The organism is Arthrobacter gengyunqii, assembly GCF_023022985.1.
Lineage (GTDB): Bacteria > Actinomycetota > Actinomycetes > Actinomycetales > Micrococcaceae > Arthrobacter_B > Arthrobacter_B gengyunqii.
In genome coordinates this window covers 2992044-3006874 of record NZ_CP095461.1, presented here as the reverse complement: position 1 = coordinate 3006874, position 14831 = coordinate 2992044, and the positions used below count along the sequence as shown (strand labels likewise).

The window sequence follows — 14831 nt, the reverse complement described above, 5'->3', positions numbered from 1 at the left end:
CCGGCGGGGTGCAGGGCCCGAAGCAGATAAACGCAGTCGAACCGGCAAAAAACCAACAAAGGGAGAAACCGTGGCACTTGACGTGCTTACCGACCTGAACAAGGTCCGCAACATCGGCATCATGGCCCACATTGATGCCGGTAAGACAACCACCACCGAGCGCATCCTGTTCTACACGGGTGTCAACCACAAGATTGGTGAGACGCACGACGGCGCCTCCACCATGGACTGGATGGCACAGGAGCAGGAGCGGGGCATCACCATCACCTCCGCAGCCACCACCTGCTACTGGGACAACAACCAGATCAACATCATTGACACCCCGGGTCACGTGGACTTCACTGTCGAGGTTGAGCGGTCCCTGCGCGTGCTTGACGGCGCAGTAGCCGTCTTCGACGGCAAGGAAGGCGTGGAGCCGCAGTCCGAGACTGTTTGGCGCCAGGCTGACAAGTACAACGTTCCGCGCATCTGCTTCGTCAACAAGATGGACAAGCTCGGCGCTGACTTCTACTTCACAGTGGACACCATCATCAACCGCCTTGGTGCCAAGCCGCTGGTTATCCAGCTGCCCATCGGTGCCGAGAGCGAGTTCGAAGGCGTTGTCGACCTCGTCGAAATGCGTGCACTGACGTGGCGCGGCGACTCCAAGGGTGATGTCACCATGGGCGCCAAGTACGAGGTCGAGCCCATCCCGGCCGATCTGGCCGAAAAGGCCGAAGAGTACCGTGCTGCGCTCATCGAAACCGTTGCTGAAGCCAGCGACGAAATGATGAACAAGTACCTCGAGGGTGAAGAATTCACCACCGAGGAAATCAAGGCCGGCATCCGCCACCTGACCATCAACTCGCTGGTCTACCCGGTGCTGTGCGGTTCCGCGTTCAAGAACCGCGGCGTCCAGCCGATGCTTGACGCCGTCGTCGCGTACCTGCCGAACCCGCTTGACGTCCCGAACATCAAGGGCCACGACATCCGCGACGAAGAGGTCATCCTCGAACGCGCCGCTGATGCCAACGCCCCGTTCTCGGCACTGGCGTTCAAGGTTGTGACGCACCCGTTCTTCGGCCGTCTGACCTACATCCGCGTGTACTCCGGTCACGCTGCTTCCGGCGCCCAGGTCATGAATGCGACCAAGCAGAAGAAGGAGCGCATCGGAAAGCTCTTCCAGATGCACGCCAACAAGGAAAACCCGGTAGACGAGATCACCACCGGTCACATCTACGCTGCCATCGGCCTGAAGGACACCACCACGGGTGACACCCTGTGCGACCTTCAGAACCCGATCGTGCTGGAATCCATGAGCTTCCCGGAGCCCGTGATTTCCGTGGCCATCGAACCGAAGACCAAGGGTGACCAGGAGAAGCTCTCCACGGCCATCCAGAAGCTCTCCGAAGAGGATCCGACCTTCCAGGTCTCCCTCGACGAAGACACCAACCAGACGATCATCGCCGGTATGGGCGAGCTGCACCTGGACATCCTGGTTGACCGCATGCGCCGCGAATTCCGCGTCGAGGCAAACGTGGGCAAGCCCCAGGTTGCCTACCGCGAAACCATCAAGCGCGCTGTGGCCAAGCATGACTACACGCACAAGAAGCAGACCGGTGGTTCGGGCCAGTTCGCAAAGGTCCAGATCGCGATCGAGCCGATGGATACGTCGGAAGGCGTGTTCTACGAGTTCGACAATAAGGTCACCGGTGGCCGTATTCCCCGCGAATACATCCCCAGCGTTGACCAGGGTATCCAGAGCGCCCTCACCGAAGGTGTGCTCGCCGGTTACCCCGTGGTCGGTGTCAAGGCAAGCCTGCTTGACGGTGCCTACCACGATGTTGACTCCTCGGAAATGGCGTTCAAGATCGCCGGACGACAGGCTTTCAAGGAAGCCGCCCGCCTGGCGAACCCTGTACTGCTCGAACCGCTGATGGATGTTGAAGTCCGCACCCCTGAGGAATACATGGGTGAAGTTATCGGTGACATCAACTCCCGCCGCGGGCAGATGCAGTCCATGGAAGACGCCGCAGGCGTCAAGGTCATCCGCGCCCACGTGCCGCTGTCCGGCATGTTCGGGTACATCGGCGACCTGCGTTCCAAGACGCAGGGCCGCGCCGTGTACTCCATGTCGTTCAACAGCTACGCAGAGGTCCCGAAGGCAGTAGCCGACGAGATCATCCAGAAGGTGCGCGGCGAATAAAACCCTGGTTGGTGTTCCGGGGGCAACTTCGGAACACCAGCTGTGTGCAGCGGGCCAAGGCTCCGGCCGGAAGCCCGCTGCATAGCCAGACTGAGCGGCCTCGCCAGGCTGCTGCGGATATACGGCAATTTCATCAAATAAACAGCCCCCAGTAGACTTACATCAGTTTCAGCAGCGAGAAGCGCTGTTGGAGATTGAGTCTTCAACCTTTCTAGGAGGAACCCGTGGCGAAGGCAAAGTTCGAGCGGACTAAGCCGCACGTCAACATCGGCACCATTGGTCACGTTGACCATGGAAAGACGACGTTGACCGCTGCCATTTCGAAGGTGCTTGCTGACAAGTACCCTGATCTGAATGAAAAGCGCGATTTCGCTGCTATCGACTCTGCACCTGAAGAGCGCCAGCGCGGTATCACCATCAACATCTCGCACATCGAGTACCAGACCGAGAAGCGCCACTACGCACACGTAGACGCCCCCGGTCACGCTGACTACATCAAGAACATGATCACCGGTGCAGCTCAGATGGACGGCGCAATCCTCGTGGTTGCCGCTACCGACGGTCCGATGGCCCAGACCCGCGAGCACGTTCTGCTCGCCCGCCAGGTTGGCGTTCCCTACCTGCTGGTCGCACTGAACAAGTCCGACATGGTCGACGATGAGGAACTGCTGGACCTCGTTGAAATGGAAGTTCGCGAACTGCTGAGCTCCCAGGAATTCGACGGGGACAACGCTCCCGTCGTGCGCGTCTCCGGCCTCAAGGCTCTGGAAGGCGACCCGAAGTGGGTTGCTTCCGTCGAAGAGCTCATGGATGCCGTTGACAACAACGTGCCGGACCCGATCCGCGACAAGGACAAGCCGTTCCTGATGCCGATCGAGGACGTCTTCACGATCACCGGTCGTGGAACTGTTGTCACGGGCCGCGCCGAGCGCGGTACCCTTGCCATCAACTCCGAGGTCGAGATCGTCGGCATCCGTCCGGTCCAGAAGACCACGGTTACCGGTATCGAGATGTTCCACAAGCAGCTTGACGAAGCATGGGCAGGCGAGAACTGTGGTCTCCTGCTCCGCGGCATCAAGCGCGAAGACGTAGAGCGCGGCCAGGTCATCGTGAAGCCGGGTTCCATTACCCCGCACACCGACTTCGAGGCCAACGTCTACATCCTGTCCAAGGATGAAGGCGGACGCCACAACCCGTTCTACTCGAACTACCGCCCGCAGTTCTACTTCCGCACCACGGACGTAACCGGCGTTATCACCCTGCCTGAGGGCACGGAAATGGTTATGCCCGGCGACAACACTGAGATGACCGTTGAGCTCATCCAGCCCATCGCCATGGAAGAAGGCCTCGGCTTCGCTATCCGCGAAGGCGGCCGCACCGTTGGTTCAGGCCGTGTCACCAAGATCATCAAGTAATTTCCTTACTTGCTGAATCTTCGGTGAGGATCCTGCCTCCGGGCATGGATACGAACTGAAAAGATGTCCCCGCTGCCCAGGCAGCGGGGACATCTTGCTTTAAAACCGGTCACAGAGCCGGTGCGGAGGAGACGGTTATCCCAGCCGCGAGTCGCGGATGTCCGGAGTCAGTCGCCGCGGCCCTATGATGTGAAGCAGATTTGCATCGCTTAATGGGGGTTGACGAGCAATGGTATTAGTTGTCGGGGCGGCTCTGGCGCTCCTGGGCATGGGCTTCGCCCTGGGTTGGTTCTGCCGCGGCGGTTTTCAGCCTCCGGTTGCTTCCGTGCCCGAGCCGGCGGCCTGCGAAGCCGGCGCTGACGCCCTCCGGAGTTCAGCAGCCCCGGGGACCGCCGAACCACCGCGGACGCCCCGCCTGCCCGGGCCGCCGCCTGAATCAGAGCGCGTTTCCAGCCAGCCGGTGCTTTCCCCGGAGTTCGCATCGCCGTCAGCCGTCGCGGAGCCCGCCCGCCCCCTGCCAACGCATCCCGCCCGCCCCCTGTCGGCGCGGCCCACCCACGCGGAGCCCGTGATTCCTGCCGGTGTGCCCTCGGACCCCCAGGAACTAGCGGTTCTGAGGGCCGCTGAAGAAGCCGGCAAACAACGCCGGGATCTGCGCAACATCAACATCACCCTCTACGCTGCGTGCCTGCTCCTGCTTGCCGCCGCCTCACTGTTCATCGGCCTTGCGATACCCGAGACGGCACGATTTGCGGGCGTAACAGCGGTTGCAGGCATTTTCTACGCCGGAGGGCTGGCAGTGCATGCGCGCATCCGCCGGCTGCGGCCCGCCGGTGTTGCCTTTACCGGGACCGGTTTGGCTCTCATTCCCGTGGTGGGTCTGGCGCTGAACAACTTTGTGCTCCGCGATGGGCCTCTGGCCTGGCTGGCGACGTCCATTGTCGGAACCGCAGCGTTTGCCTACGCAGCTGCGAAGCTGGACAGCAGGGTTGTTGCCTATCTGTCCATGACCTTCCTGCTCTCCACGGCGCTGGCCTCCGGGGCAGCCCTGCGCTCCGGAATTGTCTGGTACTTCCTCTGCACCGTCCTGCTGGCAACAGGGATTTCGCTGCTGGCCATTCGCCGCCCTTCGTGGCTGAACAACCTGTACCTCGATGCCTTCGTCCGCTCCCACCGTTTCCTGGTTCCGGCCACGGGAGCCGTGGCTGTCGTCACCGCCGCCGAACTGGGCGGGTGGCAGTTCTCCATCCTGTTCCTGTCCTTCGCCGGCTACTACGCTGTTGTGTTCCTGCAGAGTCCGCGGCGGGAACGCCTGATGAACAGCTACGGGTTCCGGATCTCGGCCACGGCGGGCCTGGCCGTGCTGGGCTACAAACTCAGCGATGATGCCGGAATCTCGATCCTTGTCGTTTCCCTGCTCCTCCTGTTCCAAACAGCCGGGCTGCTGGCGTGGCGCCGCCATTATGACGCTGTCGGAGGAAAGCGATTCTTCGGCGCGGACCTGATTCTCCTGCTGTGCCTTCAGGCAGCGGCCGGGGTTGCTGCCGGAATCGAGGCGTCCGTCTCGGGGGACGCCGCCGGCTTGGCCGTATTCACCATCACGGCCGTGCTGGTTCTGATGACTTTCATGGCCGCGGTCGTGAAGGTGCAGTTCGTTCCAGCCGTAACCGTCGCAGCCGTGGTCCTTCCCGGCTTTATTCCCCGGATGTTTGATCCTGAGAGTGGATCGCTGTGGACGGCTGTCCTGCTGGGCGTCCTCCTCGTTGCCTTCCTCGCAGTACGCGCCGTCTCTGCAACCGGAGGGGCGCGGCAGGACTTTATCCTCGGCGGACGGCTTGCCGCCACTGGCCTGGTGCCCGTGCTTTCCGTTGCAGCAATGGAAGCCGCCGGACTGGGGGCACAGACCGTCTGGACCTGGGCCCTGGCATTGTCCGCGGCCGCTGTGCTGGTGAACCAGATGCTGTCCGTGGTCCAGCTGGTTGCCGGCCGTCCGGTTCGGTTTGCGGGTGCCACGCTGGGTGTTGCCTTCGGGTTGGTGCCGGTACTCACGGTGTGGCTGCGGTTCGTGGAGGAGCCGGGGACCGTGCTCACGTTGTGCGTGTTGTTCGCTGCGCCGGCAGTGAATGTGCTGACGTCCGTGGTGCTGCGGGGGTTCTTTGCCTCCAGGTCCTGGTTGGAATGGGTTGGCCCTGGTGGGTTTGCCGCTGCTGCCGTGATCGGTGCCGGGTTGCTGGGCCTGCGCGGGTACGAGGTGCTGGTTGGCGCGGCTTTGCTGTACTGCGGGTTTATGGCGCTGCGCTGGGCACGGGTCGAAATGCGGGGCCGCTACGTGCTGGCAGCTCAGGTGCTGCTGACTGTCCTGACGGCGTTGATCGTTGCGGACCTGGATTTGAGTGTGCATGGCGTGTTTGTTGCCGTGGCTGTTTCGGTGGCCGTTCAGCAGCTGGCGCGAACGGTGTTCCAGGACCGGTTTGCCGGTGTTGGATTGGGTCAGCTGGTGCTGGCGGCTCAGTGGGGGAGTGTCGCGGTGCTGGCCCTGCTGCCCCTCGCCTACGCCCAAATTGCGGTGCCGCGCCAAACCGCCACCTACCTGCTGCTGATAGGAATCGCAGTGGGGATGGCGCTCTTCGTGCAGGCAGCAACGGGGACTGGGCTGGTTGCCGGCCGTCCGGTTCGGTTTGCGGGTGCCACGCTGGGTGTTGCCTTCGGGTTGGTGCCGGTACTCACGGTGTGGCTGCGGTTCGTGGAGGAGCCGGGGACCGTGCTCACGTTGTGCGTGTTGTTCGCTGCGCTGGCAGTGAATGTGCTGACGTCCGTGGTGCTGCGGGGGTTCTTTGCCTCCAGGTCCTGGTTGGAATGGGTTGGCCCTGGTGGGTTTGCCGCTGCTGCCGTGATCGGTGCCGGGTTGCTGGGCCTGCGCGGGTACGAGGTGCTGGTTGGCGCGGCTTTGCTGTACTGCGGGTTTATGGCGCTGCGCTGGGCGCGGGTCGAAATGCGGGGGCGGTACGTGCTGGCAGCTCAGGTGCTGCTGACTGTCCTGACGGCGTTGATCGTTGCGGACCTGGATTTGAGTGTGCATGGCGTGTTTGTTGCCGTGGCTGTTTCGGTGGCCGTTCAGCAGCTGGCGCGAACGGTGTTCCAGGACCGATTCGCCGGTGTTGGATTGGGTCAGCTGGTGTTGGCGGCTCAGTGGGGGAGTGTCGCGGTGCTGGCCCTGCTGCCCCTCGCCTACTACCTGATGGCCGGCAGAGGGATTCAGCGGCACGTTGTGGCGCTCTCGCTGGTGCTGCTCCTCAGCGTGTCCCTGGCGGCCTACAGCAAGTACCGGAACGGCAGCGCACTCTACGCCGGCGTCTATGCCCTCGGAGTGCTGCCCGTTGTGCTCGCCCCTGTTTTGGGGTTCAGCAGCGGGGGAATCCTGGGCGGAGGGCCCGGTGCCGCAGAGTCACCCCTTTCACTGGCCGGCGCCTGCGTGACCCTCTTGGTGCTGGGAGCAGCAGCGCTCTTCGGCGAGTGCCGCAAAGATGCCGGGCTCAGTGTCCGCAATCCCTTCCTTGTTGCAGCCGACGGATATTCCGTGCTGGTGTTGGCGATGGCCGCGTGGGAGGGCCTGAGGTTGTTTGGCGGGTTGGCTCTGTTGCTGCTGGCCGCGGGGCTTCTCTGCGTTTCTTTCACCCGGACGCTTCCGTGGCTCGCTGCTGCAACATCCGCGGCGGTCCTGGCCGCTTCCTTTCTGCTCTACGGATGGATCCTCCGCGACATTCTGGAGACCGCTTCCATGCCCGGCGCCGCGCAGCTGTGGCCGGGCTTTGCAGCGGCCCTGGCGCTGTATGCGATGCGCTGGATGTCCTCCGTCCTGCCGCGGAATCCCGACGCCGAGCTGCGCCAGCGCATTTTCGGTTCCAGCGCGTCCGTCATCGCCGCAGGGGCGGGCGTTGCTGCCATGTCCACCGACAATGCCTCGGCGGTGTACGGTTCCGTGGTCCTCATCTGTGCACTGGCGGCCGCAGTCTTTGAGGTACCGCCCACGCGGCGGGAGGATGCGGGCGAAGCCGCTGCCCTCGTGGCTGCGCTGGCTCTGCAGCGCATCATCTGGTTCTTCGCAGATGACACCGCGTGGTTCTGGTCGGTGCAATTTTGGGTGGTGGTCCTGGCAGTGCTGGCCGCCTACGAGTTCTATCGACAGCGCGGCCGGCGAGGAGGCATTGTCCTGTCAGCCTCCGCGGCGCTGCTGTCCTGCACGGGCCTGACCACAGTAGTCAGCGCGGACGTTGCAGAGCAGGTGTGGGCGCTGGTGGCACATGCCGGCCTGCTTGCCTTCGGCGTCCTGGCCAGCCGGAGGCTGTTCACAGTCTGGGGTGCCGCCGGAGTGGCCGTTGCCGTGCTGTGGTACCTGCGCGGCTACACATTCCTGCTGCTTGCGCTGCTGGCCGCGGCTCTGATCGCCCTCGCCGTTTGGAGGCTGAACCGGGTGCGATCGGACACAGCGGGCGGGTCGGTTCCCTAGGGGGCTGGCCCCGGCTGGTTTAGTATCGACAGATGGAACTACTGATAATCCTTGCCGTTGTTGTGGCCGTCGTCGGCGGCGTCGCATGGGGCCGCCGCACGTTCCGCCGCGAAATCGACCGGGGCAAGCGCATCCGCCGTTCCAACCGCAAGCCCTGAGCCCGGGTTTTTTGCCGGCCCCGGCCTGCGCTAAACTGGGGAACGTTGACTTGCAAAAGGGGCCGCGGAGGATCGCGGCAGGTCTGTCGGGCAGCGGACGCTCCGATTGGCGCATTCGCCGCCGTTCTGGCAGACTGGAGAAGTTGTTCAAGCGCTTTTATACCCGCATGCGCCCGTCCGGTCTGAAGAGATCTGTGGAAGTGCGTGATGAGATTGCGTCCCGATCAGGATAATGCCTGATGCAGGGTCGAGTCCTTTAGGGAAAAGCCCATATATAACCCGCCCCCATTCTTGCCAGGGCGTCGCAGATGCAACATCCGCGACACGCCCGAGCGCGGGGGTCGGAGCCTCGGCAGGGTGAGGAACCCGGATTTATCCGGATTCAGTCTGTTGGAGGAGTGCCAGGCCGTAAAGGCAGCTAGGTACAAAAACTGTACAGAGAGCAATACTCGAAGAAAGAGGCACGACGCCATGGCGGGACAAAAAATCCGCATCCGGCTGAAGTCGTATGACCATGAGGTCATCGACGTATCAGCACGGAAGATCGTTGAGACGGTCACGCGTGCAGGCGCAACGGTAGTAGGCCCCGTGCCGCTGCCCACGGAGAAGAACGTGTACTGCGTTATCCGTTCGCCGCACAAGTACAAGGACAGCCGCGAGCACTTTGAAATGCGCACGCACAAGCGTCTGATCGACATCATTGACCCCACGCCTAAGGCCGTTGACTCGCTGATGCGTCTTGACCTGCCTGCAGACGTGAACATCGAAATCAAGCTGTAGGGGGGGAGCAGATACATATGTCTACTTCACTTACACGCCAGGTCAAGGGCCTTCTGGGCACCAAGCTGGGCATGACTCAGGTCTGGGACGAGAACAACAAGCTCATCCCCGTGACCGTTGTCCAGGCTGACTCAAACGTTGTTACGCAGCTGCGCAACGCGGATAAGGACGGCTACACCGCCGTTCAGATCGGCTACGGCCAGATCGACCCGCGCAAGGTGACCAAGCCGCTGGCCGGCCACTTTGAAAAGGCAGGCGTCACGCCTCGCCGCCACGTTGTTGAACTGCGCACCGCAGACGCCGACACCTACGAGCTGGGCCAGGAACTCTCTGTTGAGATTTTCGAAGCCGGCCAGAAGGTCGACGTCACCGGAACCTCCAAGGGCAAGGGCTTCGCCGGTGTTATGAAGCGTCACGGCTTCCACGGCGTCGGTGCCTCCCACGGTGCACACAAGAACCACCGTAAGCCCGGTTCCATCGGTGGCGCATCCACCCCGGGCCGCGTCTTCAAGGGCGTTCGGATGGCAGGCCGCATGGGCGCTGTCCGCCACACCACGATGAACCTCACGGTTCACGGTGTGGACGCCGAGAAGTCGCTCCTGCTGATCAAGGGTGCCATTCCCGGCGCCCGCGGCCAGGTCGTCCTCGTACGCACCGCCGTGAAGGGAGCTTAGTCTCATGGCTAACGAAACCACTGTTGAATTCCCCGCAGCACTCTTCGACGTTCAGACGAACGTTCCGCTTCTGCACCAGGTTGTAGTGGCTCAGCTTGCAGCTGCCCGCCAGGGTACGCACAAGACGAAGACCCGCGCAGAGGTCTCCGGTGCAGGCCGCAAGCCGTTCAAGCAGAAGGGTACCGGCCGCGCCCGTCAGGGTTCCATCCGTGCTCCTCACATGACCGGTGGTGGCGTGGTTCACGGACCGACGCCCCGCGACTACAGCCAGCGCACCCCCAAGAAGATGATTGCCGCCGCACTCCGCGGTGCACTCTCGGACCGGGCACGCAACGGCCGCATCCACGTGCTGGAAACCCTGGTAGCCGGCGACACGCCGTCCACCAAGGCCGCGCGTGAGTCCCTGCGTTCGCTGACCGAACGCAAGAACATGCTCGTTGTTATCGAGCGCGCCAACGATGTTGCTGCACTGTCCGTGCGCAACCTCACCGCTGTTCACGTGATCTATGTAGATCAGCTGAACACGTACGACGTGCTGGTTGCCGACGACGTGGTCTTCACCAAGGCTGCCTACGACGAGTTCGTCGGCAAGAACACTGTCAAGGAGGACGCCAAATGAGCGCGACCACCGCTAAGGACCCTCGCGACGTAGTGCTTGCACCCGTCGTTTCGGAAAAGAGCTACGGCCTGATCGACGAAGGTAAGTACACCTTCCTGGTCGACCCCCGCTCCAACAAGACCGAGATCAAGCTGGCCGTGGAGAAAATCTTCTCCGTCAAGGTCGACTCGATCAACACCATCAACCGTGCCGGTAAGCGCAAGCGGACCAAGTTCGGATGGGGACAGCGCAAGAACACCAAGCGCGCCATTGTCACCCTGAAGGACGGCACAATCGACATCTTCGGCGGTCCGCTCAGCTAGGGCGGAGACCACTTTAACGAGGAATAAATAATGGGAATCCGTAAATACAAGCCGACTACCCCGGGCCGTCGCGGCTCGAGCGTAGCCGACTTCACCGAAATCACGCGGTCGACGCCGGAAAAGTCGTTGGTACGCCCGCTGCCCAAAAAGGGCGGTCGTAACAACACCGGTAAGATCACGACCAGGCACAAGGGTGGTGGGCACAAGCGTCAGTACCGTCTGATCGACTTCCGCCGCCACGACAAGGACGGCGTCGACGCTCGCGTTGCCGAGATCGAATACGATCCGAACCGTACCGCCCGCATTGCGCTGCTGCACTACGTTGATGGCACCAAGCGTTACATCATTGCTCCGAACAAGCTCAAGCAGGGCGACCACGTAGAGGCCGGCGCCGGCGCTGATATCAAGCCCGGCAACAACCTGCCCCTGCGCAACATCCCCGTGGGTACCACCATCCACGCAGTTGAGCTGCGTCCGGGCGGCGGTGCCAAGATGGCCCGCTCCGCCGGTGCATCGGTTCAGCTTGTTGCCAAGGAAGGCCGCTTCGCCCAGCTGCGTCTGCCTTCCGGCGAAATCCGCAACGTCGACGCCCGTTGCCGCGCAACGGTCGGCGAGGTCGGCAACGCCGAGCAGTCCAACATCAACTGGGGTAAGGCCGGCCGTATGCGCTGGAAGGGCGTACGCCCGACCGTCCGCGGTGTCGCCATGAACCCGGTCGACCACCCGCACGGTGGTGGTGAAGGTAAGACCTCCGGTGGACGCCACCCGGTCAACCCGAACGGTAAGCGCGAAGGCCGCACACGCCGCCCCAATAAAGAGAGCGACAACCTCATTGTGCGTCGCCGTCGTTCCGGCAAGAACAAGCGATAGGAGCCTGGAAACATGCCACGCAGCCTGAAGAAAGGCCCCTTCGTCGACCAGCACCTGTTCCTTAAGGTAGCGGCCGAAAACGAAAAGGGCACCAAGAACGTCATCAAGACGTGGTCCCGTCGTTCGATGATCATCCCCGACATGCTCGGGCACACGATCGCCGTACACGATGGACGTAAGCACATTCCGGTGTTTGTCACCGAGTCGATGGTCGGGCACAAGCTCGGCGAATTCGCTCTGACGCGGACATTCCGCGGCCATGTGAAGGACGACCGCAAGGGCAAGCGCCGCTAGGCGCTGCTCTTTTCGGCAGAAGACGAGAGAAGGAAAGCAATGGAAGCCAAGGCAATTGCGCGTCATATCCGCGTAACGCCTATGAAGGCCCGGCGCGTCGTCAACCTTGTTCGTGGCAAGCAAGCGAATGAGGCTCTGGCAATTCTGAAGTTTGCCCCCCAGGCAGCTTCGGAGCCGGTATTCAAGGTAGTTCAGTCGGCCATGGCCAACGCACGTGTCCTCGCGGACCGTGACGGTGTGGCCTTCGACGAGGGTGACCTCTTCATCAGCGAAGCATTCGTTGACGAAGGGCCCACCATGAAGCGGTTCCAGCCCCGTGCACAGGGCCGCGCGTACCGCATCAACAAGCGGACCAGCCACGTCACTGTGGTTGTCGCAACCCCCAAAATCGAGGAGGAACGCTAAGTGGGACAGAAGGTTAACCCGCACGGGTTCCGACTCGGCATTACCACTGACCATGTATCGCACTGGTTTGCTGACAGCAACAAGCCGGGACAGCGCTACAAGGACTTCGTCCGCGAGGACATCAAGATCCGTCAGCTGATGTCCACCGGCATGGACCGCGCCGGCATCGCCAAGGTTGAGATCGAGCGCACCCGTGACCGTGTCCGCGTGGATATCCACACGGCTCGTCCCGGTATCGTGATCGGTCGCCGCGGCGCCGAAGCAGACCGCATCCGCGGCGAGCTGGAGAAGCTCACGGGCAAGCAGGTTCAGCTGAACATCCTCGAGGTCAAGAACCCCGAGATGGAAGCACAGCTTGTTGCCCAGGGCGTTGCTGAGCAGCTCTCTTCCCGCGTGGCATTCCGCCGTGCAATGAAGAAGGCTATCCAGTCCGCACAGCGTGCAGGTGCAAAGGGTATCCGTATCCAGTGCTCCGGCCGTCTGGGCGGCGCTGAAATGAGCCGTTCGGAGTTCTACCGCGAAGGCCGTGTGCCCCTGCACACCCTCCGCGCGCAGATCGACTACGGCTTCTTCGAAGCCAAGACCACCTTCGGCCGTATCGGTGTGAAGGTTTGGATCTACAAGGGTGACGTTACCGCCAAGGAACTGGCTGCACAGCAGGCTGCTGCACCGTCCCGCGGACGTTCCAGCGACCGTCCGGGCCGCGGCCCGGCCGATCGCGGAGACCGTGGCGGCGACCGCCGTCGTCGTCCCGAGCGTGCCGACAAGGCCGCCGCGCCTGCTGCTGCAGAGGCTCCGGCCGCTGAGGCAGCCGCTCCCGCAGCAGAAGGAGGACAGGCTTAAATGCTTATCCCACGTCGAGTCAAGTTCCGCAAGCAGCACCACCCGGGTCGTTCCGGCGCTGCAACCGGCGGCACCGCAGTCAGCTTTGGCGAGTGGGGTATTCAGGCTCTGACGCCTGCATACGTCACCAACCGTCAGATCGAAGCTGCACGTATTGCCATGACGCGCCACATCAAGCGCGGCGGTAAGGTCTGGATCAACATCTACCCTGACCGTCCGTTGACGAAGAAGCCGGCCGAAACCCGCATGGGTTCCGGTAAGGGTTCTCCGGAGTGGTGGGTCGCAAACGTGAAGCCGGGTCGGGTTCTCTTTGAGATCTCCGGTGTTAATGAAGAGGTAGCTCGTGAGGCACTGCGCCTGGCGATCCATAAGCTGCCGTTGAAGGCACGCATTGTGCGTCGCGAGGGTGGTGAATAGAAATGGCAATTGGTTCAAAGGAACTGGCATCGAAGCAGCTTGACGGCTTCGACAAGGACCGTCTCGTCGAGGAACTTCGCAAGGCCAAGGAAGAGCTGTTCAACCTCCGCTTCCAGTCCGCAACCGGTCAGCTGGAAAGCCACGGCCGTCTGCGCGTAGTGAAGCGCGACATTGCACGCATCTACACCGTGCTGCGTGAGCGCGAGCTGGGGATTCGTCCCGAGGTTGTTGCTCCGGTTGAGGAAGCAGCCCCTGAAAAGGCAGCGAAGAAGTCCAAGAAGAAGGCTACTGAGTCTGAAGCTCCGGCCGAGGTCGCTGAGGATGATGCCAAATGAGTGAAAACAAGAATGAGGCAGCAGTGACAACTGACGCAAACGGAGCCGATGCCCGCGGGTACCGGAAGACCGCACGCGGCTACGTGGTCTCGGACAAGATGGATAAGACCATCGTTGTCCAGGTTGAAGACCGTGTGAAGCACGCACTGTACGGCAAGGTGCTTCGCCGCACTTCGAAGCTCAAGGCCCACGACGAGCAGAATGCTGCCGGCGTTGGAGACCTCGTGCTGGTCTCGGAAACCCGGCCGCTCTCCGCTACGAAGCGGTGGCGCCTGGTCGAGATCCTCGAAAAGGCCAAGTAACAAAAGAAGTACATCCGGCCGGCCGCCGGTGGACTGATCCCCTGGGGATGAGCCCGCCGGCAACCGCCATCCGGCGACAGGGCCCCGGCCGCGATCTCATTCGATTTCGCTTCCGGGGCCCTTTCGCGGTAAACTTGAAATCTTGTCTGTGCGGTGCGGAAGTGTGTCCAGTTTTGGACGGAGTTTCCTCACCGCCGTATGAGACAAAAGCCCGATAATCTTGTTCGGCACTTTGCCGCGGCCCAGCCGCGGTGCACCCCTGGCGGGGAAGTGCTGAGTACCAGTATTACGGGGTCCACCCATATCCGTTCCGCAAGGCTCAGTTTGAGAACCGGCGCGACGACAGGAGTAATAAGTGATTCAGCAGGAGTCGCGACTGAAGGTCGCCGACAACACGGGTGCCAAGGAAATCTTGACCATCCGCGTTCTCGGTGGATCCGGCCGTCGCTACGCAGGCATTGGCGACACCATTGTTGCCACCGTCAAGGATGCAATTCCCGGCGGCAACGTCAAGAAGGGCGATGTGGTCAAGGCCGTCATCGTTCGTACCAAGAAGGAACGCCGCCGCCAGGACGGTTCCTACATCAAGTTCGATGAGAACGCTGCAGTGATCTTGAAGAATGACGGAGACCCCCGCGGTACCCGCATCTTCGGCCCGGTCGGCCGCGAGCTTCGCGACAAGAAGTTCATGAAGATCATTTCGCTGGCTCCGGAGGTGCTGTAGT

16 protein-coding genes are annotated in these 14831 nt (G+C 62.3%); all 16 read left to right on the top strand.

Features of this window, described 5'->3' with window-relative positions:
* The first annotated feature begins 70 nt into the window (after positions 1 to 70).
* The gene (gene fusA / locus MUG94_RS13780; RefSeq protein ID WP_227892320.1) at positions 71 to 2185 is read left to right on the top strand and encodes an elongation factor G; all 2115 of its coding nucleotides are present in this window, start codon (positions 71 to 73) and stop codon (positions 2183 to 2185) included.
* Between the two features lie 224 nt (positions 2186 to 2409).
* Positions 2410 to 3600: an elongation factor Tu gene (gene tuf / locus MUG94_RS13775; RefSeq protein ID WP_227892319.1), complete on the top strand. Its 1191-nt coding sequence runs from the start codon at positions 2410 to 2412 to the stop codon at positions 3598 to 3600.
* A 229-nt stretch (positions 3601 to 3829) separates the two neighbouring features.
* A complete protein-coding gene (locus tag MUG94_RS13770) occupies positions 3830 to 8107 on the top strand; it encodes a YML083C domain-containing protein (RefSeq protein ID WP_227906646.1) in 4278 nt (1425 codons plus the stop codon).
* Between the two features lie 32 nt (positions 8108 to 8139).
* Positions 8140 to 8265, top strand: a complete 126-nt coding sequence (locus MUG94_RS17245; protein WP_269436971.1) for a hypothetical protein — start codon at positions 8140 to 8142, stop codon at positions 8263 to 8265.
* A gap of 471 nt (positions 8266 to 8736) precedes the next feature.
* Positions 8737 to 9045 carry a 30S ribosomal protein S10 gene (gene rpsJ, locus MUG94_RS13765; protein WP_003803825.1) on the top strand — a complete coding sequence of 103 codons (309 nt, stop codon included), beginning with the start codon at positions 8737 to 8739 and terminating at the stop codon, positions 9043 to 9045.
* A 17-nt stretch (positions 9046 to 9062) separates the two neighbouring features.
* Positions 9063 to 9719: a 50S ribosomal protein L3 gene (gene rplC / locus MUG94_RS13760; protein ID WP_104052738.1), complete on the top strand. Its 657-nt coding sequence runs from the start codon at positions 9063 to 9065 to the stop codon at positions 9717 to 9719.
* 4 nt (positions 9720 to 9723) lie between these two features.
* The gene (gene rplD, locus MUG94_RS13755; protein WP_227892317.1) at positions 9724 to 10338 is read left to right on the top strand and encodes a 50S ribosomal protein L4; all 615 of its coding nucleotides are present in this window, start codon (positions 9724 to 9726) and stop codon (positions 10336 to 10338) included.
* A complete protein-coding gene (gene rplW / locus MUG94_RS13750; protein ID WP_104052736.1) occupies positions 10335 to 10640 on the top strand; it encodes a 50S ribosomal protein L23 in 306 nt (101 codons plus the stop codon). The genes rplD and rplW overlap by 4 nt, the downstream gene beginning before the upstream one ends.
* A gap of 30 nt (positions 10641 to 10670) precedes the next feature.
* Positions 10671 to 11510 (top strand): 50S ribosomal protein L2, encoded by an 840-nt coding sequence (rplB, locus tag MUG94_RS13745; protein WP_104052735.1) that lies wholly within the window; start codon positions 10671 to 10673, stop codon positions 11508 to 11510.
* A 12-nt stretch (positions 11511 to 11522) separates the two neighbouring features.
* The gene (gene rpsS, locus MUG94_RS13740) at positions 11523 to 11804 is read left to right on the top strand and encodes a 30S ribosomal protein S19 (RefSeq protein WP_104052734.1); all 282 of its coding nucleotides are present in this window, start codon (positions 11523 to 11525) and stop codon (positions 11802 to 11804) included.
* A gap of 39 nt (positions 11805 to 11843) precedes the next feature.
* Entirely contained in the window at positions 11844 to 12209 is a 366-nt protein-coding gene (gene rplV, locus MUG94_RS13735) for a 50S ribosomal protein L22 (protein ID WP_104052733.1), read from the top strand.
* Positions 12210 to 13052 carry a 30S ribosomal protein S3 gene (gene rpsC / locus MUG94_RS13730; RefSeq protein WP_104052732.1) on the top strand — a complete coding sequence of 281 codons (843 nt, stop codon included), beginning with the start codon at positions 12210 to 12212 and terminating at the stop codon, positions 13050 to 13052.
* Positions 13053 to 13469: a 50S ribosomal protein L16 gene (gene rplP / locus MUG94_RS13725; RefSeq protein WP_104052731.1), complete on the top strand. Its 417-nt coding sequence runs from the start codon at positions 13053 to 13055 to the stop codon at positions 13467 to 13469. It abuts the gene before it with no gap.
* A gap of 2 nt (positions 13470 to 13471) precedes the next feature.
* Complete coding sequence (rpmC, locus tag MUG94_RS13720; protein WP_227892316.1) at positions 13472 to 13804, top strand: 50S ribosomal protein L29; 333 nt, start codon at positions 13472 to 13474, stop codon at positions 13802 to 13804.
* Positions 13801 to 14106, top strand: coding sequence for a 30S ribosomal protein S17 (rpsQ, locus tag MUG94_RS13715; protein ID WP_104052729.1), 306 nt, complete (start codon positions 13801 to 13803; stop codon positions 14104 to 14106). Before rpmC ends, rpsQ begins: the two co-directional genes overlap by 4 nt.
* Before the next feature lie 355 nt (positions 14107 to 14461).
* Positions 14462 to 14830 carry a 50S ribosomal protein L14 gene (gene rplN, locus MUG94_RS13710; protein WP_055239356.1) on the top strand — a complete coding sequence of 123 codons (369 nt, stop codon included), beginning with the start codon at positions 14462 to 14464 and terminating at the stop codon, positions 14828 to 14830.
* Position 14831 lies beyond the last annotated feature (1 nt).

Coding starts and splice junctions, on each gene's coding strand:
- MUG94_RS13770 (WP_227906646.1), top strand. CDS start 3,830: ATGGTATTAGTTGTCGGGGCGGCTCTGGCGCTCCTGGGCATGGGCTTC.
- MUG94_RS17245 (WP_269436971.1), top strand. CDS start 8,140: ATGGAACTACTGATAATCCTTGCCGTTGTTGTGGCCGTCGTCGGCGGC.
- rpsJ (WP_003803825.1), top strand. CDS start 8,737: ATGGCGGGACAAAAAATCCGCATCCGGCTGAAGTCGTATGACCATGAG.
- rplC (WP_104052738.1), top strand. CDS start 9,063: ATGTCTACTTCACTTACACGCCAGGTCAAGGGCCTTCTGGGCACCAAG.
- rplD (WP_227892317.1), top strand. CDS start 9,724: ATGGCTAACGAAACCACTGTTGAATTCCCCGCAGCACTCTTCGACGTT.
- rplW (WP_104052736.1), top strand. CDS start 10,335: ATGAGCGCGACCACCGCTAAGGACCCTCGCGACGTAGTGCTTGCACCC.
- rplB (WP_104052735.1), top strand. CDS start 10,671: ATGGGAATCCGTAAATACAAGCCGACTACCCCGGGCCGTCGCGGCTCG.
- rpsS (WP_104052734.1), top strand. CDS start 11,523: ATGCCACGCAGCCTGAAGAAAGGCCCCTTCGTCGACCAGCACCTGTTC.
- rplV (WP_104052733.1), top strand. CDS start 11,844: ATGGAAGCCAAGGCAATTGCGCGTCATATCCGCGTAACGCCTATGAAG.
- rplP (WP_104052731.1), top strand. CDS start 13,053: ATGCTTATCCCACGTCGAGTCAAGTTCCGCAAGCAGCACCACCCGGGT.
- rpmC (WP_227892316.1), top strand. CDS start 13,472: ATGGCAATTGGTTCAAAGGAACTGGCATCGAAGCAGCTTGACGGCTTC.
- rpsQ (WP_104052729.1), top strand. CDS start 13,801: ATGAGTGAAAACAAGAATGAGGCAGCAGTGACAACTGACGCAAACGGA.